Origin of the sequence: Streptomyces sp. MBT53 (assembly GCF_016654115.1) — a bacterium.
In the GTDB taxonomy this organism is placed as follows: Bacteria; Actinomycetota; Actinomycetes; order Streptomycetales; family Streptomycetaceae; genus Streptomyces.
In genome coordinates this window covers 1-19,855 of sequence record NZ_JAEQAZ010000026.1, presented here as the reverse complement: position 1 = coordinate 19,855, position 19,855 = coordinate 1, and the positions used below count along the sequence as shown (strand labels likewise).

The following is a 19,855-nucleotide window of genomic DNA, read 5'->3' as shown; positions in this document are numbered from 1 at the left end:
CTTCAGATCGGCGGAGTCGGTCGGCCCTGCATCGCCTCCCACACCCGCGAGGGTGTGAGCGGCATGTCCGCGTGCCGGATGCCGTACGGCTTCAGGGCGTCGACCACCGCGTTGACGATCGCGGGCGGCGAGCCGACCGTCGCGGACTCGCCGACGCCCTTGGCGCCGATGGGGTGGTGCGGGGAGGGCGTGACGGTGAACCCCGTTTCCCAGTCCGGGACTTCGAGCGAGGTGGGGATCAGGTAGTCCATCAGCGAGCCGCTGAGACAGTTGCCGTCCTCGTCGAAGGAGATCATCTCCATCAGCGCCATGCCGACGCCGTCGGTGAGGCCGCCGTGCACCTGGCCCTCGATGATCATCGGGTTGATACGGGTGCCGCAGTCGTCCACCGCGACGAAGCGGCGGACCGTCACCTTCGCCGTGCCCGGGTCGATGTCGACGACGCAGATGTAGGCGCCGTGCGGATAGGTGAGGTTCTCCGGGTTGTAGCAGATCTGCGCCTCCAACCCGCCCTCCACTCCCTCGGGCAGGTCGCCCGCGCCGTGCGCCCGCATCGCGATGGCCTGGATGGTGACCGAGGCCTCGGGGTCGCCCGCGACATGGAAGGAACCCTTCTCCCACTCCAGGTCGGCGACCGACACCTCCAGCATCCCGGAGGCGATCAGCCGGGCCTTGTCCCGCACCTTGCGGGCGACCAGCGCGGCGGCGGCGCCCGAGACGGGGGTGGAGCGGCTGCCGTAGGTGCCGAGGCCGAAGGGGGTCTGGTCGGTGTCGCCGTGCACGACGTCGATGTCCTGGGGCGGGATGCCCAGTTCCTCCGCGACGATCTGCGCGAACGTCGTCTCGTGCCCCTGCCCCTGCGACTGCACCGAGAGTCGTACGACCGCCTTGCCGGTCGGATGCACCCGCAGTTCGCAGCCGTCGGCCATGCCGAGGCCGAGGATGTCCATGTCCTTGCGGGGTCCCGCGCCGACCGCCTCGGTGAAGAACGAGACGCCGATGCCCATGAGTTCACCGCGGGCCCGCTTCTCGGCCTGCTCGGCGCGCAGGGCGTCGTAGCCCGCGAGTTCCTTGGCGAGTTCCATGGTGGGCGCGTAGTTGCCGGAGTCGTAGACCCAGCCCGTCTTGGTGCGGAAGGGGAACTGCTCGGGCCGGATGAAGTTCTTCATCCTCAACTCGACCGGGTCCATGGCGAGTTCGTAGGCGAGGCAGTCGACGATCCGCTCGATCAGGTACACGGCCTCGGTGATGCGGAAGGAGCAGGCGTAAGCGACGCCGCCGGGTGCCTTGTTGGTGTAGACGGCGGTCATCTTGCAGTGGGCGGCCTCGATGTCGTAGCTGCCGGTGAAGACGCCGAAGAAGCCCGCCGGGTACTTCACGGGTGCGGCCGTGCCGTTGAACGCGCCGTGGTCGGCGAGGACTTGGGTGCGGACGGCGAGGATCCTGCCGTCGCGGGTGGCCGCGATCTCGCCGCGCATCACGTAGTCGCGGGCGAAGCCGGTGCTGATGAGGTTCTCCGCGCGGTCCTCCATCCACTTCACCGGCTTGCCGGTGAGGAGTGAACCGACGATCGCGCACACATAACCGGGGTAGATCGGCACCTTGTTGCCGAAGCCGCCGCCGATGTCGGGGGAGATCACCCGGATCTTGTGCTCGGGCAGCCCGGCGACGATCGCGTAGAGGGTGCGGTGGGCGTGCGGGGCCTGGGTCGTGGACCAGAGGGTGAGGCGGCCGTCGACCTGGTCGAAGTCCGCTACCGCGCCGCAGGTCTCCATCGGCGCCGGGTGCACACGCGGGTACACGATGTCCTCGGTGACCACGACGTCCGCACGGGCGAACACCGCCTCGGTCTCGGCCTCGTCGCCGGTCTCCCAGTCGAAGCAGTGGTTGTCGGCCTTGCCCTCCAGGTCGTCGCGGATGACGGGCGCGTCCGGGGAGAGGGCGGTGCGGACGTCGATCACCGGATCCAGCGGCTCGTACTCGACATCGATCAACTCCAGTGCGTCCCGGGCCGCGTAGCGGTCCTCCGCGACGACGAAGGCGACCTCCTGGCCCTGGAAGCGGACCTTGTCGGTGGCGAGGACCGCCTGCACGTCGTTCGAGAGGGTCGGCATCCAGGCCAGACCCTTCTCGGCGAGCATCGCGCCGGTGACGACCAGGCGGACCTTCGGGTGGGCCTCGGCGAGGGTGGTGTCGACGGAGAGGACGCGGGCGTGCGCGAACGGCGAGCGCAGGACGGCCAGATGGAGCATGCCGGGGAGGTCCAGGTCGTCGACGTAGCGGCCCTTGCCGCGGACGAATCGTGGGTCCTCCTTGCGGAGCATCCGGCCGTGGCCGCAGGGCTTCTTGTCGTTGTCGACGAACGCGGTGCGGTGGCCGTTCTCGGAGACGGCGGTCATGACGCGCTCCCTGAAGTGGCCTGTGCGTCAAGGGCAGTTCGGGTCCCCGCCTCCTCGGCAGCCGCCCATCGGATCGACCGGACGATGGTCGCGTAACCGGTGCAGCGGCAGATCTGCCCCGAGATCGCCTCCCGGATCTCCGTGTCGGAGGGGTCGGGATTGCGGTCCAGCAGCGCACGCGCGGTCATCATCATGCCGGGCGTGCAGAAGCCGCACTGGAGGCCGTGGCACTCGACGAACCCGCGTTGTACCGGGTCGAGTTCACCGTTCTGTTCGAGCCCCTCGACGGTGCGCACCTCGTGTCCGCCCGCCATCGCGGCGAGCACGGTGCAGGACTTGACCGGTTCGCCGTCCAACCACACCACGCACGTACCGCAGTTGCTGGTGTCGCACCCCCAGTGGGTGCCGGTCAGCCGGAGGTGGTCGCGCAGGAAGTGGACCAGCAGCAGCCGCCCTTCTATCTCCCGGGTGACCTCTTCGCCGTTGACGACCATACTGACCTGCACGATCACACCTCCTGTCCGTCGATGCGGGCCACCGACCGGCGCAGCACGCGCACGGTCAACTCCCTTGCCAGATGGCGCTTGTACTCGGCGCTGCCGCGCCGGTCGGTCACGGGGGAGCAGGCCTCGGCGGCGATGTCCCCTGCCTGGCCGTACAGTTCCTCGGTCGGGCGCCGGCCGCGCAGGGCGTCGGCGATGCCGGGGATTCCGGCAGTGTTCGGTCCCACGGCGGCGAGACCGACCCGGGCGTCCGCGATCAGTCCGTCGTCGTCCAGCCACACCGCGGCACCGGCCGAGACCACCGCCCAGTCACCGGCCCGCCGTTCGACCTTCTCGTACGCGCTGGATCCGTTCGGGCGGACCGGGAAGCGGACCTCGGTGAGGATCTCGGCGTCGCCCACGGCGGTTTCGTACGGGCCCCGGTGGAAGTCCTCCATGGATACGACCCGTTGGCCGTCCATGCCCCGGATCACACAGCTGGCGTCGAGGGTCGTGCATACGGCTGACAGGTCTTCGGACGGGTCGGCCTGGCAGAGGGAGCCGCCGAGCGTGCCCCGGTTGCGCACCACGGGGTCGGCGATGACCCGCTCGGCGTCGCGGAACACCGGGAAGGCGGCGGCCAGTTCGTCCGACTCCAGCAGTTCGCGGTGGCGGGTCATCGCGCCGATGCGGATCAGTCCGGGTTCGACACGGACGTAACCCAGTTCGTCGTGCAGGTCGTTGATGTCGATCAGGTACTCGAAGTTGGCCAGCCGCAACTTCATCATCGGGATCAGACTGTGCCCGCCGGCGACCAGCCGTGCCGTGTCGCCCAGCCGGTCGAGCAGCGCGACTGCCTCGCCCACGCTGCCGACCCGCTGGTACTCGAACGGAGCGGGAACCTGCATACCGCAATCCCCCTGTCCTGCACGGCAGTTGGCCGGTCGGCCGAGCGCCGTGTCCGGGCCTCATTGGGCGCCCGGCGGACAGGGGTGTCAACGGCTGGTTAACCGTTCACTTAAGTTGCCTGCCCGGGGGAAGCGGGCAGGTCGTCCAGGAAGTCCGCCGAGGGGACGAAGAAGAGACTCCCGGTGACGGCCGTGGAGAAGTCCAGAATGCGGTCGTGGGACGCGGAGTCCGTGCCCAGGAACATGTTGCGCAGCATCTGCTCGGTGACCGAGGGCGTACGGGCGTACCCGATGAAGTAGGTGCCGAACTCGCTCTGTGCCGCGCTGCCGAACGGCATGTTGTCGCGCAGGATCTTCCGCTCGGTGCCGTCCGGGCCCGTGATGACGTTGAGGGCGATGTGCGAGTCGGCCGGTTTGACGTCGTCGTCCATCTCCATGTTGGTCAACTTCGTGCGTCCGACGACCCGTTCCTGCTGCTCCACCGTCAACGCGTTCCAGGCCGCCATGTCGTGGACGTACTTCTGCACGATCACATAGCTGCCGCCCGCGAACTCCGGGTCCTCGCCACCGATCACCACGGCCTGGCGGGCCGTCTCCCCGACGGGGTTCTCCGTGCCGTCGACGAAGCCCAGCAGATCCCGTACGTCGAAGTACTGGAACCCGGACACCTCGTCGCGCACGGCGACCGCGCCGCCCAGTCGGCCCATGATCTCGGTGACCAACTCGAAGCACAGGTCGGCCCGTACGGCCTTGATGTGGAACAGCAGGTCGCCGGGGGTGGAGACGGCGGTGTGGCGGTCACCCGTGAGTTCGCGGAACGGGTGCAGCTCGGCGGGGCGCGGCCCGTCGAACAGCCGGTCCCACGCCTCCGATCCGACACCGGTCACACAACTGAGCCGCCCGTCCGGGGCACGGAACCCTATGGAGCGGATCAACCCGCCCAGATCGCCGAGGAGTTGGCGCACCGCCTCCTCGCCACCCGGCTCCACGGTGACGACGAGGAAGGTCGCGCTGGGAGTCAGGGACTCCAGCACCGCCTGCGTGGTCGGGACGGTCCCCTCGCCGCCGACGCTGCCGTCCGTGCTCTCCACCGAGCCGTCAACTGTCATGTACTCCACGCCTCCGCTGCGTCCTCCGAGGCGCCAGGCGGCACCTCGGAACTCAGCCGAGTTTCCCAGTCCGCGCGTCCCGCCACAGATCCACCCCGCCGTCGACGGCGTACGAGTCGATCTCGGCCAGCTCCTCGGCGCTGAAGTCGAGGTTGTCCAGCGCGGCCACGTTCTGTTCGAGCTGCTCCGTGCGCGAGGCGCCGATCACGAGCGAGGTGACCCGCTCGTCGCGCAGCGCCCAGGCGAGCGCCATCTGCGCCAGGGTCTGACCGCGCTTGGCCGCGATGTCGTTGAGCGCGCGCAGCCGGCGCACCATGTCCTCGGTCAGCCAGCCCGCGTCGAACGACGTGCCCTGAGCGGCCCGCGAGCCCTCCGGGATCCCGTCCAGGTACCGCCCGGTCAGCAGCCCCTGCGCCAGCGCCGTGAAACCGATGACCCCGAAGCCCTCGTCCCGCGCCGCGTCGAGCAGCCCGTCGTGCTCGATCCACCGGTTGAGCATGCTGTACGACGGCTGGTGGATGAGCAGCGGTGTGCCCAGTTCACGCAGGATCGCGGCGGCCTCGCGGGAGCGCTCCGCGTCGTAGGAGGAGATGCCGACGTAGAGCGCCTTGCCCTGGCGGACGGCGGTGTCCAGCGCGCCCATGGTCTCTTCGAGCGGGGTGCCGGCGTCGAGGCGGTGGGAGTAGAAGATGTCCACGTAGTCGAGGCCGGTGCGCTTCAGGGACTGGTCGAGCGAGGCCAGCACGTACTTGCGGGAACCGCCGCCCTGGCCGTAGGGGCCGGGCCACATGTCCCAGCCGGCTTTGGTGGAGACGACCAGCTCGTCCCGGTACGGCGCGAGATCCTGCTTCAGCAGTCGGCCGAAGTTGGACTCGGCGGCGCCGTAGGGCGGGCCGTAGTTGTTGGCCAGGTCGTGGTGGGTGATGCCGAGGTCGAAGGCGCGCAGCGCGATCTCGCGCTGGGTCTCGAACGGGCGGTCGTCACCGAAGTTGTGCCAGTAGCCCAGCGAGAGCAGGGGCAGGTCGAGCCCCGAGCGGCCCGTGCGGCGGTAGCGCATCGTGCTGTCGTAGCGCCCCGGATCTGCGATGTGGTTCACCGCGCCCACTCTGCCCGCGCCCGCCGCGCGCGTCCAACCGATCCCGCTCATCGCATTCAGCAGTGTCGGCGCACAATCCGGCAGCGGATCGCTGAGCGGACCGCTGCTATTCGGTGGCCTCCCGCTCGTCCCTAGGGTCCTTTTCATGAACTGCGACATATCGGTGGGCGTCGACCCGGTGGACGTCGACGAGGAACCGCTGCGGATCGGCGTGCGCATCCCGCCCTGCGACCGGGCGGACCGGGTGGCCCGGACCGCGCGCCGGGCCGAGGATCTCGGCTTCGACCAAGTGTGGTTCCCCGACTCGCAGTTGCTGTGGCGGGACGTGTTCACGACCCTCACCGCCGCGGCCTTCGCCACCGAGCGGATCGGCCTCGGCACCGCCGTCACCAACCTGGCCACCCGCCATCCGTCCGTCGTCGCGTCGGCCGCGCGCAGTGTCGCCGAACTCGCGCCCGGCAGGTTCACCCTCGGCCTCGGCGTGGGCAACAGCTCCGTGGGACCCGTGGGCCTGCCGCAGACCGGCTCGGCGGCGCTGCGCGAGGGGCTGACCATGCTGCGGGCTCTGCTGGACGGGCAGGAGTGGGACTTCGAGGGCAAGGTCCGCTCCCGGCTCCGCGACCCGCAGCCGTCCGTGCCGCTGCACCTGGCGGCGAGCGGACCGCGGAACCTGCGCCTCGCCGGGGAGATCGCCGACGGGGTCATCCTGCTCAGCGGAGTCTCACCGCGCACCCTGACCGCCGCCCTGGCCCGGGTCCGGGAGGGTGCCGAGGCGGCCGGCCGGAGCGACGGGAAACTGCCGGTGACCGTGTCCGCGTTCTGCGAGGTGACCGACGACATCGAGGCCGATGCCCGCCTGATCAAACCGATCTGCGCCTCGATCGCCCAGAACGGCGGCGCGTCCTTCCTCGCCCTCGCAGGCATCGAGGTCGACGTCCCCGCGACGATCGAGGGCGTCTACCCGGACCTCGTGCACGCCGAGGACTGGGACGCGGCCGTGGAGATCTGCTCGGCCTGGATCAGCGACGAGACGGCCGTCCGCTTCGCCGAGGAGTTCTGCCTCTTCGGCACGCCCACCCAGATCACCGAACGACTCCGCACCCTGCGCGCCTCGGGAGTGACCGACGTCTTCCTCCAGCACGTCGGCTCCTACGACCCGCCCACCGACCTCATCGAGACCATCGGCTCCTCGGTCCTGCCGGCCCTCCGCCGGTGAGGCCGTCAGCGCGCCCCGGCCGGGGGCAGCAGATCCTTGCGTACGACACCGTCCTGGACGACGCACACGATGTTGCCCGGATCGCCGAGCACGCCGATGTCCTTGAGCGGGTCGCCCTCGCACATGACGAGGTCGGCGGTCTTGCCGGCGGCCAGGGTGCCAAGCCGGTCGGACAGGCCCAGGAGCTCGGCGGAGACACGGGTGCCGGCCACGATCGCGGCCATGGGGTCCATGCCCAGGTCCACGAGGAAGCGCAGCTCCAGCAGGTTCTGGCCGTGCGGGCACACGGCCGCGTCGGTGCCGAGCGCGATCCGGGCGCCCCGGTCGATGGCGCGGGCGATGTTCTCCTTGGTGATGCCCGACCAGCGGACCTTCTTCTGGTAGTGGTGCTCCGGCATCAGATCCTTGTCGATGCCCGCGAACACGGTGGACAGGGTCGGCACGACGAAGGTGCCCCGCTCGCCCGCCAGCTCCAGCGCCTCCTCGTCCAGCCCGTATCCGTGCTCGATGCTGGTGACACCGCCGCGGATCGCGTTGAGGATGCCCGCGGTGCCCTGCGCGTGCGCGGCGACCGGCTTGCCGCCGTGGCGCCGGCACTCGTCGACCACGGCCCGGATCTCCTCCTCCATCAGCCCCTCGTCCTCGGGCTGGTCGTAGGGGCTGGCCATGCCGCCGCTCGCACAGATCTTGATCACGTCGGCGCCCGCGCGCAGCATCCTGCGGACCGCGAGCCGGGACTCGTCCACGGTGTCGGCCAGTTCGGCCATCTCACCGCCGCTGAGGTCCGTGCCGTCCAGGAGACGGAAGTCGGCGTGGCCACCGGTGTGGCTGATGATCCGTACGGCGGTGTGCAGCCGGGGGCCGACGATCCGGCCGGTCGCCACGGCGGTACGGAATCCGGCGGACAGTCCGCCCAGGTCACGGGCGGTGGTGATGCCCGCGTCCAGGGTCTGCCGCAGCCGGGTCGCGGTGTCGTAGGTGACGAGCACCGGGTCGAGTTCGCCGCGCCGCCCGGGCGGCGAGCCCTGCGCGTACGCGAGGTGGGTGTGGCAGTCGAAGAACCCGGGGAGCACGGTCCGGCCGCCGGCGTCGATGATCCGGACCGCCGGGCCGTCACCGGGCACGGGCGGGGCCGTAGCCGCAGGTCCGGCGTAGGTGAACGTGCCCGTCGCGTCCGCGACGACGACCGCGTCGGCCACCGGGACGGCACCGGTACCGTCGATGAGGCGGGCGTTCTCGACGCGCAAAGCGGTCCGAAAGGTCTCTTGCGTCATGGCATCCGTCATGGTGGGACCGAATCACTCCTCGGTATCAGGAACCTCTGGGGTGGGGAACCTCGGTATCAGGAACAGGCGAAAGGGAGTCTGCAATGGACGAGACAACGCCGGGCCACGGTGCAGCTTCCGATCCCGATTTCAGTCGGGCACGCAGGAATGCGCCGTCCCAGGAGGCGCAGGAATTCACTGCCGCCGATCTCGACGAACTGGACCGCGGAGTCGTGCACGCGCTGCAGATCCACCCCCGGGCCCCGTGGACCCTGGTGGGCGACGTCCTCGGCGTGAACCCGGTGACGGTCGCCCGGCGCTGGCAGCGGCTGGAGGACGCGGGGCTCGCGTGGGTCACCGCCTACCCGCGGCTGTCGGACTCCCGCATCGTGGTGACCGGCATCGTCGAGGTCGACACCGAGCCGGGCGTCGCCGAGGAGGTCGCCCGCGCCCTCGCCGCCGAACACGTCGTGGCCAACGTCAAGATCACCGCGGGCGGCCGGGACATCGTGACCGCCGTGCAGACCAGGGACCTCGACGAACTCGCCCACCTCACCACCCGGCTCTTCCAGCAGACCCCGGGTGTACGGGCCACCCGCACCCACGTCTCCACCGGCGTGCCGACCGAGGGCAGCCGCTGGCGGCTGCGCAGCCTGGACGCGGCCCAGTGCGCCCGCATCGAGGCGAGCCACGCCTCGGACATACCGCCCGACACCGGCACCGGCCCCGCCGCGCCCTGGGACTCCCTGGACGCGCACCTCCTCGAACTGCTCAGCTCCGACGGCCGGATGTCGATCCGCGCCCTGGCGACCGCCACCGGCGTCGGCCTCACCACCGTGCGCCGCCGCCTCCAGTCGTTGCTGGCCTCCCGGGTCAGCCTGCGCTGCGACCTGGCCCGGCCGCTGTCCGGCTGGCCGCTGTCGGCGGTGTACTTCGCGTCGGTGCCCGCCCAGTACCTGGAGGAGACCAGCCGGGTCCTGTCCAGTGTCCGAGAGGTCCGCTCCTGCGCGATCACCGCGGGACCGCACAACCTGGTGATCGACGTGTGGCTGCGCGCCCTGGCCGATGTGCACACCTTCGAGGCGCATCTGTCGCGACGGCTGCCCCGGCTGGTGATCGACGACCGCTCGGTGGTCCTGCGCACGGTCAAACACATGGGCCGCCTGCTGGACCGCGACGGCCGCTGCGTCGGCGTCGTACCGCTGCGCGAACCCCAGGGCACCCACCAGCTCCTCGCGGTACCGGACGGCGAGCGCGTCTGGCGATGAGCACCGACGTCCCTATTTCTCAAGGCTGTCGAGGACCACAGATGCGCTCCCTGTACCTTCCCGAGGCCGGCGGCCGGCTGCGCTGGATCGACCTCCCCGGCGACGGCCCCGCCCGGGTCTACGTCCACGGCCTCGGCTGCGCGGGATCCGCCGACTTCGCGGGGATCGCCGCCCACCCCGACCTGCGCGGCGGACGCGCGATCGTCGTCGACCTCCTCGGCCACGGCTACAGCGACCGCCCACAGGACTTCCCGGGCACCCTGGAGGCCCATGCCGGGACGGTCGCCGCCGTCCTCGACCACTGCGGGATCACCGACGCCGTGCTCGTCGGCCACTCGATGGGCGGCGCGATCGCGATCGTCCTCACCGCGGCCCGCCCCGACCTGGTCTCCCGCCTCGTCGTCGCCGAGCCCAACCTGCGCGCGGGCGGCGGTCTGTTCAGCGGGGCCATCGCGGCGTACGGCGAGGAGGACTTCGTCAGCCACGGATTCCACACGGTCCTGGCGGGCCTCGAACCCGACTACGCGGCCCGCATGCGCGTGGCCGACCCCGCGATCGTGCACCGCAGCGCCGTCGGCCTGGTGACCGGGACCAACCCGGGAACAGGGGAGCTCCTCTACGGCCTTCCGCAGCCGCGTGTGCTGCTGATCGGCACCCGCAGTCGCCCGTACGCGGACGAGCCCGCCGTCCGGCAGGCCGGCATCCCGGTCGTGGAAGTCCCCGACGCGGGCCACCACATGATGGGGGACAACCCCGAGGGGTTCGTGGCGGCCCTGGTCGAGAGCGGTGCGGGGCCCGTTCCTAGAGGGGAACGTGAAGGGAGTCGTAGCGGGCGAGTCGGGTCGTGATGATGGTCGATGCCTGGGTGAGGGCCGAGAGCAGCCGGGTGATCCTGCTGCCGGCCGTGGGCGCGATGACCGACAGGGCGCCCAGGTAGGTGTCGTCGCGTCCGCGTACCGGCACCGCGACGGCGAGGTAGCCGAGGCGCTTCTCCTCGACCTCGATCGCGTAGCCCTGTTCCCGGATACGGCGGATCTCGCCGGGCAGTTGGGCGGGGCCGAGCGTGTGCGGGGTGCGGCGGACCGACGAGTGCAGCACCTCCCCGAGCGGGTACTGCTCGGGGAGCAGCGCGAGGGTGAGCTTGCCCGCGGCGGTGCAGTGCAGCTCCATGCGTCTGCCGTCGGCGGTGGAGCGGGCCTGGTTGCGGTGGGTGCCGAGGTTCTCGACGCACAGCAGCTCGGAGTCGTGCGGGATCGCCAGGATCACCGCGTTGTCGAGGCTCTGCGCGAGGCTCTCGATGACGGGCCTGGCCGCCGCACGCAGCGTGCGCTGGTGCGGGGAGCGCAGACCCATCGCGTAGAGCCGCACGCCCAGGCGGTAGTTGCAGCCGTCCCGTTCCAGGAAGTCGGTGGCGACGAGCTCCTGGCAGAGCCGGTGGACCGTGGCCTTGGCGATGCCGGTACGGTCCCGCAGTTCGGCCAGACCCAGCGAGAAGTCGTCGTCGCCGAAGGCCGACAGGATCAGACTCACCTTGCCGAGGACCGAATTGGGCCGCTCGTCGCCCTCCCGGACCGTGCCGGCGGTGGTCATCCCGCCGCCACCCAGTCGAGGATGTGCCGGGAGAACTCCTCCGGCAGCTGCTCCGGCACGGGGACGTGTCCGCCGGGGATGACCAGCGTCTCGCAGCCGGCGTCCGCGAACTTCTCCAGGCCCGGCATCGAGAAGTGGTCCTCGGAGGCGCAGACGGCGAGGGTGCGGGCGGTGACATGGGGCAGCCGCTGGTCCATCATCGAGCCCCGGACCGCCACATGCCCTTCCTCCACCCGGTCCAGGACGGTGAGCGCGTCGACCATGAACCGGTTGAGGGCGGCCTCGTCGCCGTCCTTGTAGAACGGGCGCCGCAGGTTCCACAGTTCGAGCAGATGAGAGCCGTCGGGGCTGGGGACGACATGGTCGACGGGCTTGCGCGAGTTCACCGTGCGGCGCTTCTCGTCGTCGATGAAGGGGGTGCCGGACAGGAACAGGCTCCCGACCCGTTTCCCGTGGCGCGCGGCGACCTCCACCGCGATCACCCCGCCGGTGTGGTGGCCCACGAGATGGAAGCGCTCCAGGCCCAGTTCCTCGACCAGGTCGTCGACCGCGTCCGCCCAGCGCTCGATCGAGTGGGGTTCGTCGGGTTTCGCGGAGGCGCCGAAGCCCAGGGTGTCCATGGCGATCGCCCGGTGCACGGCACCGACGCGGGGGAGCACGTGCAGGTACTCGGTCCAGGACCGGGGTGTCTGATGGAGCATCAGCACGGGCTCGCCCGTACCGCACTCGACATAGTGCAACTGACCGAAACGGCTGGGTGCGTAGCCGCGACGCAGTGGGTCCGTCATCAGTGACTCCCTGGTTTGTGACATGCCGTCAGATGGCCCGGTGTCTGTTCGGTGAGCGCGGGGCGTTCGCTGCGGCAGCGGTCGTCGGCCAGCCAGCAGCGGGAGGAGAAGGGGCAGCCCGCCGGAATGTCCGAGGGGGAGGGCAGTTCGCCCTTGAGGACGATCTGCTCGCCCGGCCCGTCGTCCCCCGGCTCCAGGACGGACGAGAGCAGCGCCATCGAGTACGGGTGCTGCGGATCCGCGAACAGCTCCTTCGCCGGGGCGAGTTCGACGATCGACCCGAGGTACATCACCGCGACCCGCTCGCTCAGGTGGCGGACCACACCGAGGTTGTGCGAGATGAACAAGTAGGCGATGCGGTCGCGCTGTTGGATCTCCTGGAGCAGATTGAGGATCTGCGCCTGGATGGAGACGTCCAGCGCCGACGTCGGCTCGTCGAGGACGATGACGGACGGCTGCGGGGCCAACGCCCTCGCGAGCGCGAGGCGTTGGCGTTGACCGCCGGAGAACTCGTGCGGATAGCGGGCGGCGGCCGACGCGTCGAGGCCGACCTCCTCCAGGACCTCCGCCAGCCGGGTGCGCCGGTCGGCGCGTGCCACGCCCCGGGCGCGCAGTGGTTCCTCGATGCTGGCGCCCACCGGCAGCCGCGGGTTCAGCGAGCCGTTGGGATCCTGGAACACCATCTGCACCGCACGCCGGAACGCCTTCAGGTCGGCGCTCTTCGGCTTGTGGGTCATGTCCTTGCCCTCGAAGCGCACCGCGCCCCGCGTGGGCCGGTACAGCCTGGTGGCGATCCGGCCCAGTGTGCTCTTGCCGCACCCGGACTCGCCGACCAGGCCGACCGTCTCGCCGGGACTCAGAGCGAGGGTGATGTCGTCGACCGCGCGGACACCGGAACGGCCCGGGCGACCGCCGAACTCGTGCCCGATACCGGAGAGTTCGAGCAGCGGCTCGCTCCCGGCCGGGTCGGGCTGCGTCTCAGTCATCGTTTCCTCCGGCTGCGGTCGGGGCGTCGTCCAGGTCACGCCAGCAGCGCGACACCCACCCGTCACCGACCGGCCGCAAGGGCTGGGGCTCGGTACAGGCGTCGGCGGCCAGCGGGCAGCGCGGCGCGAAGCGGCAACCGGGCAACCGGCGGGCGTCGTCCGTGAGTTGGCCGCGGATCGCGGTCAGCGGGGTGCCGTCGCCCTCCCGCATCCGGGGCACCGCTGCGAGCAGCGCCCGGGTGTAGGGATGCCGGGGCGCGTTCAGCACCTGGTCGACGGTGCCGGACTCCACCGCCTGGCCGGCGTACATCACCTGCACCCGGCTGCACATCGCGGTGATGACACCGAGGTCGTGCGAGATGAGCAACATGCCCATGCCGTGCTCCTGCTGGAGCGTGCGCAGCAGGCGCAGGATCTCGGCCTGCACGGTGACGTCCAGCGCGGTCGTCGGTTCGTCGGCCAGCAGGAGGCGCGGGTTGCCCGCCATCGCGATGGCGATGACCACGCGCTGCCGCATACCGCCGGACAGTTCGTGCGGGTACTGCCGGGCCCTGCGCTCGGGGGAGGGGATCTCCACCAGCCGCAGCAGGTCCACCGCCCGCTCCTCCGCCTCCTTCCGGCCGGCCTTGCCGTGGATCCGCAGCACCTCGGCGACCTGCGTGCCGACCCGCATGCACGGGTTCAGCGAGGTCATCGGCTCCTGGAAGACCATCGCGACCCGGTCGCCGCGCAGACTCTCCAGCTCCGCGTCGCCGCTGCCCAGCAGATCCGTACCGCAGGCCACCAGCCGGTCGGCCCGGACGTCGGCGCCCGGGCCCAGCAGCCCCATGGCGGCGAGCGCGACGCTGGACTTGCCGCAGCCGCTCTCGCCGATCAGGCCCACCACTTCGCCCTGTTCGACACGGAGATCCACACCGGAGACGACGTCCGAGCCGCCGAAGCCGATGCGCAGTCCCGAGACGTCGAGGACCGGGTCGGTGCCGTCCTTTCCGGCACCGGCCCGAGCGGGAGTCAGGGTGTCCGCCTTCACGAGGTCAGCCAGGCGTTCTTGAGGTTGAGACGGGTCGCCGTGGCGTCCGGCTGGTAGCCGTGCAGGCGGTTGCTCCAGGCCTCGCCGCGCACCGCCTTGGCGTAGGGCACCAGCAGATAGGCCTCGTCGGCGATGTACTGGGCGAGCTGGTGGTAGAGCGTTATCCGCTTGGCATTGTCCTGCTCGCTCTTCGCGGCGGCCATCAGGTCCCACAGGTGCTGGTCCTTGACCTTGGTCGCCGGGCTGCCCTTGGCGAACCACAGGTCCAGGTACTGGGCCGGGTCGGCGTTCAGCACGCTGGTCAGCATGATCATGTCGGTGTAGTCGCCGCCCAGCACCTTCGGCACGACACTCGCGAACGGCACGAGCTTGAGGTTGAGGGTGATGCCGACCTTGGACAGCTGCGCCTTCATCAGCTCCAGGGCGGAGATGTCCGGGCCGTAGGCGGAATCGCTCGGGGCGGTCAGTTCGATGCTGACACTGCTCTTGCCCGCGGCCTTGAGCAGGGCCACGGCCTTCGACTGGTTGTGCTGGTACATCGGGTCGGAGGTCGTGGGCGTGATGCCGTACGGGTCCTGCGGCGGGATGACGTAACCGAAGCTGGCGGAGCCGCTGCCCAGCGTCTTGATGAGGGTCTCGCGGTCGATGGCGAGGTTGAACGCCTGCCGCACCCGCTTGTCGGCGAGCGGCCCGCTGAGGGTGTTCATGTTGAGCCAGACACTGGAGACGAGGGGCCCGTTCGCCTCGGTGACACCGCTGGTGCTCTTGACGTCGCTCACCATGCGCAGATCGCGGAAGGACAGCAGCTGCACCGAGCTGGAGCGCAGCGAGGCCACCCGGGAGGTCTCGTCGGGGATGAGCCGGTAGATCACGGTGTCGAGATACGGCTTCGGCTTGTCCCAGTAGCCCTTGTAGCCGGAGAGCGTGATGGAGATGCCCTTCGACCACTTCTTCAGGGAGAAGGGCCCGGTGCCGTTCTCCGACTGCTTGAGCTGGTTCGCGCTCTGGGCCGTCGTCCACTTCTTGCTCATGATGGCCCCGCTCCACGGCCGGGCCAGGAAGTTGTACAGCGACGGCTGCGGCGCGCTGAGCTTGACCTCGACGGTACTGGCGTCCACGGCGGTGACCGTCTTGATCCGGTACTGCTGGGTGTACGGCGACTTGATCGCCGGGTCCATCAGCCGCTCCAGGCTGAAGATCACGTCGTCGGTGGTGAGCTTGGTGCCGTCGTGGAAGGTGACCCCGTCGCGGAGCGTGAAGCGGTGGGTGGTCGCGTCCACCTGCTGGTAGCTCTTGGCGAGACCGGGCTTGATCTGCCCCTTGCTGTCCAGGCTCAGCAGACCCTCGTAGAACTGCGCGACGATCTGCTGGTCGAAGAACGCCTGGGCCACCTGCGGGTCGAAGCCGACCGTGGGCTCCCCGTCGAGCCCGATGGTGAGGGTTCCGCCCTCGACCGGCTTCCCGGAGGTGCTGCCGGCCGTGGTGGCCGTACCGCCGCAGGCCGCCAGGAACAGGCCGGCGAATGTGCTGCCGCCGAGTGCCAGCGCGCCTCTGCGCGTGAAGGTGTGGTTCGTCATCGTGACCGCCTGTTTCTCAAGAACGTGAGGGTGAGGTGACGTGGTGCGGGGGCCCGTTCAGGGCGTACGGCGCTTGCCGCGCGGGTTGAGCTGTTCCTGCAGGCCGTCGGAGATCAGACCGAAGGCCGCGGTGGCGATGGCCAGGGTGACGCCGGGGACGATCACCAGCAGCGGCGCGTCCTTCATATAGCGCTGGCCCTCGAAGATCATCCGGCCCCAACTGGGCGTCGGAGGCTGGATGCCGAGGCCCAGATAGCTCAGGGACGCCTCGACGAGAACGCAGGTCGCCGCCGTGTTCGCGTACTGCACGAGCGCGGACGACAGCACGTTCGGCAGCACATGCCGAACGATGATCACCGGCGTCGGTACCCCCGCGATACGCGCCGCCGAGACGAAGTCGCGTTCACGGACGGTGAGCGCCGGGGCCCGCACGATCCGGGCGAAGTACGGGACGAAGATCAGGCCCATGCCCGCGATGAGGACCCACATGCCCGGGGTGAAGACCGACACGAGCACAAGTGCCAGTAGGACAGAGGGTATTGACATCGCGGTGTCCATCGCCGCCATCAGGACCGCGTCCAGCCGGCGGGCGTTGTAGCCGGCGACGAGCCCGATGGGGATGCCGATGAGCGCGGCGAGCGTGGTCGCGCCGAAGGCCACCAGCAGGGACTGCCGGGCCGCGCCGAAGGTCCGGGTGAACAGGTCACGGCCGAGGTTGTCGGTGCCCAGCCAGTGGCTGCCCGAGGGGCCGGTGAGCAGCGAGTCGCTGACGTCCGTCGCCGCGTAGCGGCCGAAGACGCCTATGACCAGGGACAGCAGCACCATTCCGCCGAGGACGCAGACACCTGTCGTCAGCGTCGCGTTCCAGCCGAGGCGCGGCCTGCGCCGGCGTGCCGCGGGGACGGTGACGGCGGGCGCGGTGGATTCAACCGTCACGGCGTGCTCCTGTCGTCCGGATTCGGGGGTCGATGAGGGGATAGACCAGGTCGGTCACCAGGTTGATCAGCACATAGGAGGCACCGAGGGCGAGGATCGCGCCCTGGATCACCGTGAAGTCGTGCTGGGTGATGGAGTTGACGATCAGCGAACCGAGACCGGGGAGCGCGAAGACCTGCTCGATGATCACGGTGCCGCCGACCAGCACCCCGAGCTGGAGCCCGCCGGCGGTGACCACCGGCACCAGCGCGTTGCGCAGCGCGTGCCGCAGCATCAGCCGCCGTCGCCCCGCGCCCTTCGCCGCCGCCGTCCGCATGAAGTCCTGGCCCTCTACGTCGAGGACGGCGGCCCGCATGTAGCGGCAGAGGGTCGCGCCGAACGGGATGCCCAGGCAGACGGCGGGGAGCAGCAGCACCTGGAGGTTGAGCAGCGGGTCCTGCGAGAACGGCACGAAGGAGAACAGCGGCCAGGCCGGTGCCAGCGTGCTGAACAGCAGGACCATGACCGTGCCGACCACGAACGGCGGGACGGCGAGTCCGAGGAACGCGGCGCTGTTGACCACCCGGTCCCTGGCGCGCCCCTGGTACATGGCCGACCAGATGCCCGCCGGAATGCCCCACAGGACCGCGATCACCGCCGCGTAGACGGCGAGTTCCAGGCTCACCGGGAGGCGGGCGGCGACCTGGGCGCCGACGCTCTGCCCGTCCAGCAGGGACGAACCGAGGTCGCCCCGCACGGCGTGCCCGATCCAGCTCAGGTACTGCGACCACACGGGCTGGTCGAGCCCCAGTTGATGGGTGATCTGGGCGCGCAGCTGGGGAGTCGAGTTCTCGCCGGCGATCAGGGCCGCCGGGTCGCCGGGGACCAGGTGCGCCAGGGCGAACACGATGGCGCTGAGACAGAGGACCACCGTGAGCGAGCGGACCAGACGGATCGAGAGGTAGCGCAGCACTGGATCTCTCCTAGATCGCGACGGCGGGTGCCGACGCCCGGGCCGTAGTCGGGCGGTCCGGATCGGAAGTGCGGTGTCGCGCGGCCAGCGCGCCGGGCACGGCCTCGGCCGCGTTCGGGTCGAAGGCCCGGCCCTCGCGGAACACCGCGCGCAGCCGCCGCCGGTCGGCGAGCACACTCAGGTCGGCGAGCGGGTCGCCGTCCACCAGCAGCAGGTCCGCCCACCTGCCGGGCGCGACCGTCCCCGTCCTGGCACCGAGCCCGAGGGCCTCGGCGGCGGCGGAGGTCGCCGCGACCAGGACCTCCGCCGGAGTCATGCCGATCTGCTCGTGCAGCAGCTGCAGCTCGCGGGCGTGGTTCCCGAAACGCATCGTGTTGGAGGAGTCGCTGCCCGCGATGATCCGCACTCCGGCCCGATGGGCCCGGCGCACCGACTCCAGCCGGCGCTCACGCAGCGCCTCCGCCTTGTCCAACTGCTCGGCGACCAGACCGCGTTCGGAGCCGTGCTCCGTCATGAACTCGCTGATCGACAGGGTCGGGCACAGGAACGTGCCCTGCCCCAGCATCAGCTCCACGAGGTCCTCGTCGAGGTCGGAGCCGTGCTCCAGGGTGTCCACCCCGGCGACCAGCGCCGCCGTGATCCCGGCCCGTGTGTGCGCGTGGGCCGCCACCCGCAGGTCCAGGGCGTGCGCCTCGTCGACGATCGCGTCGATCTCGGCGTCCGTGTAGTTGCGCCACCCGGTCTTGTCGCCGACCGAGAGCGTGCCCCCACTGGTACAGATCTTGATCAGGTCCACGCCCATCCGGGCGTACTGCCGGACCCGCTTGCGGCACTCGTCCGCTCCGTCCGCCGGCGGCCACATCCGCTTCTCGTCGAGCGTGGCCGGGCAGAACATGTCGCCGTGCCCCGCCGTCATGCCCACGAGCCCCGAGGCGACGACCCGCGCCCCGTCGAGGACGTGCTCGTCCATCACGTGCTTGACGGCCACCTCGGGCAGCGAGCCCGCGGTGTCCCGGACCGTGGTGAAACCCGACCGCAGCGCCTCACGGGCGTTGGCCGCGGCATGCAGGGTCTGTTCCTCCGTCGAGGTCAGCATGTTCCACAGCTGCACGTCCTGCGGCCGGGTGCCCGCGTTGGACCGCAGATGCACATGGCAGTCGATGAGTCCGGGCAGCAGGGTCATCCCCCGCAGGTCGTACACCGTGTCCGCCGGGTGTGTCGCCACCGTTTCCGCGGCACCAACCTCGGTGATCACGGCACCGTCGATCACCACGGCCATGTCGGTCCGTGCGGCACCTCCTGTGCCGTCGACCAACGTCATTCCCGCCAGGACTGTTCGCTCCGTCATGGGACCGTGTTCACTCCCCTCCGTGGGACTGGTAAGGAGGAGTGTGGGTCGGCTGTGGTGTAGCCGTGTTGCGGTGCAGCATTCGCTTGGAATTCACGCGGGACGCGCAGGAATGCGCCACCCCTGGAAGCGCAGATTTGCGCCACCCGCGGCGGCTCACAGGGCGCTCACGAACGCCGTGTCGGCGCCCACCGGGCCCAGGGCGGTCGCCCCGCCGGGGGTGCCCAGGGGGGCCGTACGGCCGGACAGGGGTTCCTCGAAGAAGCGGCGGTTGTCGGCCCGGTGCTCCGGGTCGGCGAGCCGGTCCACGGTGATCGCCTGCTCGGGGCAGGCCGTCTCGCAGGCGCCGCAGTCGATGCACTCCACCGGGTTGATGTAGAGCTTGCGCTCGCCCTCGTAGATGCAGTCGACCGGGCACTCCTCCATGCAGGACCGGTCCATGATGTCGACGCAGGCCGATCCGATGACGTAGGCCATGACTAGCTCTCCTTCTCGGTGGAATGCCCGGGGAACAGCGCTGCCTCCGGGTCGATGACGGTGGCCGCGTTGTTCACGGCGGTGGCGGCCTCGCCGAAGCCCACCGAGATCAGCCGGACCTTGCCCGGGTAGTCGGTGATGTCGCCGGCGGCGAACACGCGGGGGAGGTTGGTGGCCATGCGGGTGTCGACGGCGATCCGCCGGGCCTGGAGTTCCAGTCCCCAGGTCTGGAGCGGTCCAAGATCGGCGATGAAACCGAGGGCGGCGACGACGGTACGGGCCGGCAGCAGCCGGACGGTCTTCTCCACCCGGTGCCGCACCTCGACCCGCTCCACCCCCAACTCGCCCTGCAGCGCGCTCACTTCGGAGTCGGTGACGATCTCGATGCCGAGCGCGCGCACCTTCTCCACGCTCGCCGCGTGCGCCCG

The 19,855-nt window shown here is 70.4% G+C and carries 19 protein-coding genes; 3 read left to right on the top strand and 16 right to left on the bottom strand.

Annotation, left to right across the window (positions count from 1 at the left end; genetic code table 11):
* Positions 1-2: 2 nt before the first annotated feature.
* From JHN45_RS12250 to mgrA, 5 genes are all read right to left on the bottom strand, one after another.
* The gene (locus JHN45_RS12250) at positions 3-2,399 is read right to left on the bottom strand and encodes an aerobic carbon-monoxide dehydrogenase large subunit (protein ID WP_201049048.1); all 2,397 of its coding nucleotides are present in this window, start codon (positions 2,397-2,399) and stop codon (positions 3-5) included.
* On the bottom strand, positions 2,396-2,905 hold the full coding sequence (locus tag JHN45_RS12245; RefSeq protein ID WP_307783089.1) for a 2Fe-2S iron-sulfur cluster-binding protein: 510 nt from the start codon (positions 2,903-2,905) through the stop codon (positions 2,396-2,398). Before JHN45_RS12245 ends, JHN45_RS12250 begins: the two co-directional genes overlap by 4 nt.
* A 2-nt stretch (positions 2,906-2,907) precedes the next feature.
* A complete protein-coding gene (locus JHN45_RS12240; RefSeq protein WP_201049047.1) occupies positions 2,908-3,789 on the bottom strand; it encodes a xanthine dehydrogenase family protein subunit M in 882 nt (293 codons plus the stop codon).
* A 110-nt stretch (positions 3,790-3,899) separates the two neighbouring features.
* Positions 3,900-4,898, bottom strand: a complete 999-nt coding sequence (locus JHN45_RS12235) for a Dyp-type peroxidase (protein WP_201049046.1) — start codon at positions 4,896-4,898, stop codon at positions 3,900-3,902.
* Between the two features lie 52 nt (positions 4,899-4,950).
* Positions 4,951-5,994 carry an L-glyceraldehyde 3-phosphate reductase gene (gene mgrA, locus JHN45_RS12230; RefSeq protein ID WP_201049045.1) on the bottom strand — a complete coding sequence of 348 codons (1,044 nt, stop codon included), beginning with the start codon at positions 5,992-5,994 and terminating at the stop codon, positions 4,951-4,953.
* A gap of 145 nt (positions 5,995-6,139) precedes the next feature.
* Here mgrA and JHN45_RS12225 point away from each other — a divergent pair, with 145 nt between their 5' ends.
* Positions 6,140-7,210, top strand: coding sequence for an LLM class flavin-dependent oxidoreductase (locus tag JHN45_RS12225; RefSeq protein ID WP_201049044.1), 1,071 nt, complete (start codon positions 6,140-6,142; stop codon positions 7,208-7,210).
* Positions 7,211-7,215: 5 nt separating this feature from the next.
* Here the strand turns inward: JHN45_RS12225 and JHN45_RS12220 are convergent, their stop codons facing one another.
* The gene (locus JHN45_RS12220) at positions 7,216-8,496 is read right to left on the bottom strand and encodes an amidohydrolase family protein (protein WP_201049043.1); all 1,281 of its coding nucleotides are present in this window, start codon (positions 8,494-8,496) and stop codon (positions 7,216-7,218) included.
* Between the two features lie 83 nt (positions 8,497-8,579).
* Here JHN45_RS12220 and JHN45_RS12215 point away from each other — a divergent pair, with 83 nt between their 5' ends.
* On the top strand, positions 8,580-9,743 hold the full coding sequence (locus JHN45_RS12215; RefSeq protein ID WP_201049042.1) for an Lrp/AsnC family transcriptional regulator: 1,164 nt from the start codon (positions 8,580-8,582) through the stop codon (positions 9,741-9,743).
* A 41-nt stretch (positions 9,744-9,784) separates the two neighbouring features.
* Positions 9,785-10,591 (top strand): alpha/beta fold hydrolase, encoded by an 807-nt coding sequence (locus JHN45_RS12210; protein WP_201049041.1) that lies wholly within the window; start codon positions 9,785-9,787, stop codon positions 10,589-10,591.
* On the opposite strand, the gene JHN45_RS12205 is transcribed toward JHN45_RS12210, so the two are convergent.
* The 10 genes from JHN45_RS12205 to JHN45_RS12160 all read right to left on the bottom strand — a co-directional run.
* Positions 10,545-11,333 (bottom strand): IclR family transcriptional regulator, encoded by a 789-nt coding sequence (locus tag JHN45_RS12205; protein ID WP_201049040.1) that lies wholly within the window; start codon positions 11,331-11,333, stop codon positions 10,545-10,547. The genes JHN45_RS12210 and JHN45_RS12205 overlap by 47 nt on opposite strands.
* Positions 11,330-12,121, bottom strand: coding sequence for an alpha/beta fold hydrolase (locus JHN45_RS12200; RefSeq protein WP_201049039.1), 792 nt, complete (start codon positions 12,119-12,121; stop codon positions 11,330-11,332). The genes JHN45_RS12205 and JHN45_RS12200 overlap by 4 nt, the downstream gene beginning before the upstream one ends.
* On the bottom strand, positions 12,121-13,107 hold the full coding sequence (locus JHN45_RS12195; RefSeq protein WP_201049038.1) for an ABC transporter ATP-binding protein: 987 nt from the start codon (positions 13,105-13,107) through the stop codon (positions 12,121-12,123). Before JHN45_RS12195 ends, JHN45_RS12200 begins: the two co-directional genes overlap by 1 nt.
* The gene (locus JHN45_RS12190; RefSeq protein WP_201049037.1) at positions 13,100-14,137 is read right to left on the bottom strand and encodes an ABC transporter ATP-binding protein; all 1,038 of its coding nucleotides are present in this window, start codon (positions 14,135-14,137) and stop codon (positions 13,100-13,102) included. Before JHN45_RS12190 ends, JHN45_RS12195 begins: the two co-directional genes overlap by 8 nt.
* Positions 14,134-15,714 carry an ABC transporter substrate-binding protein gene (locus tag JHN45_RS12185; RefSeq protein WP_200709224.1) on the bottom strand — a complete coding sequence of 527 codons (1,581 nt, stop codon included), beginning with the start codon at positions 15,712-15,714 and terminating at the stop codon, positions 14,134-14,136. Before JHN45_RS12185 ends, JHN45_RS12190 begins: the two co-directional genes overlap by 4 nt.
* 57 nt (positions 15,715-15,771) lie before the next feature.
* Complete coding sequence (locus tag JHN45_RS52915; protein WP_200709223.1) at positions 15,772-16,650, bottom strand: ABC transporter permease; 879 nt, start codon at positions 16,648-16,650, stop codon at positions 15,772-15,774.
* The gene (locus JHN45_RS12175) at positions 16,640-17,602 is read right to left on the bottom strand and encodes an ABC transporter permease (protein WP_200709222.1); all 963 of its coding nucleotides are present in this window, start codon (positions 17,600-17,602) and stop codon (positions 16,640-16,642) included. Before JHN45_RS12175 ends, JHN45_RS52915 begins: the two co-directional genes overlap by 11 nt.
* Before the next feature lie 10 nt (positions 17,603-17,612).
* Positions 17,613-18,950 carry an amidohydrolase family protein gene (locus JHN45_RS12170; RefSeq protein WP_234467604.1) on the bottom strand — a complete coding sequence of 446 codons (1,338 nt, stop codon included), beginning with the start codon at positions 18,948-18,950 and terminating at the stop codon, positions 17,613-17,615.
* A 156-nt stretch (positions 18,951-19,106) separates the two neighbouring features.
* Entirely contained in the window at positions 19,107-19,427 is a 321-nt protein-coding gene (gene fdxA / locus JHN45_RS12165) for a ferredoxin (RefSeq protein ID WP_200709221.1), read from the bottom strand.
* A gap of 2 nt (positions 19,428-19,429) precedes the next feature.
* The coding region (locus JHN45_RS12160; protein ID WP_201049036.1) for an NAD(P)/FAD-dependent oxidoreductase at positions 19,430-19,855 on the bottom strand (426 nt) is incomplete at its 5' end.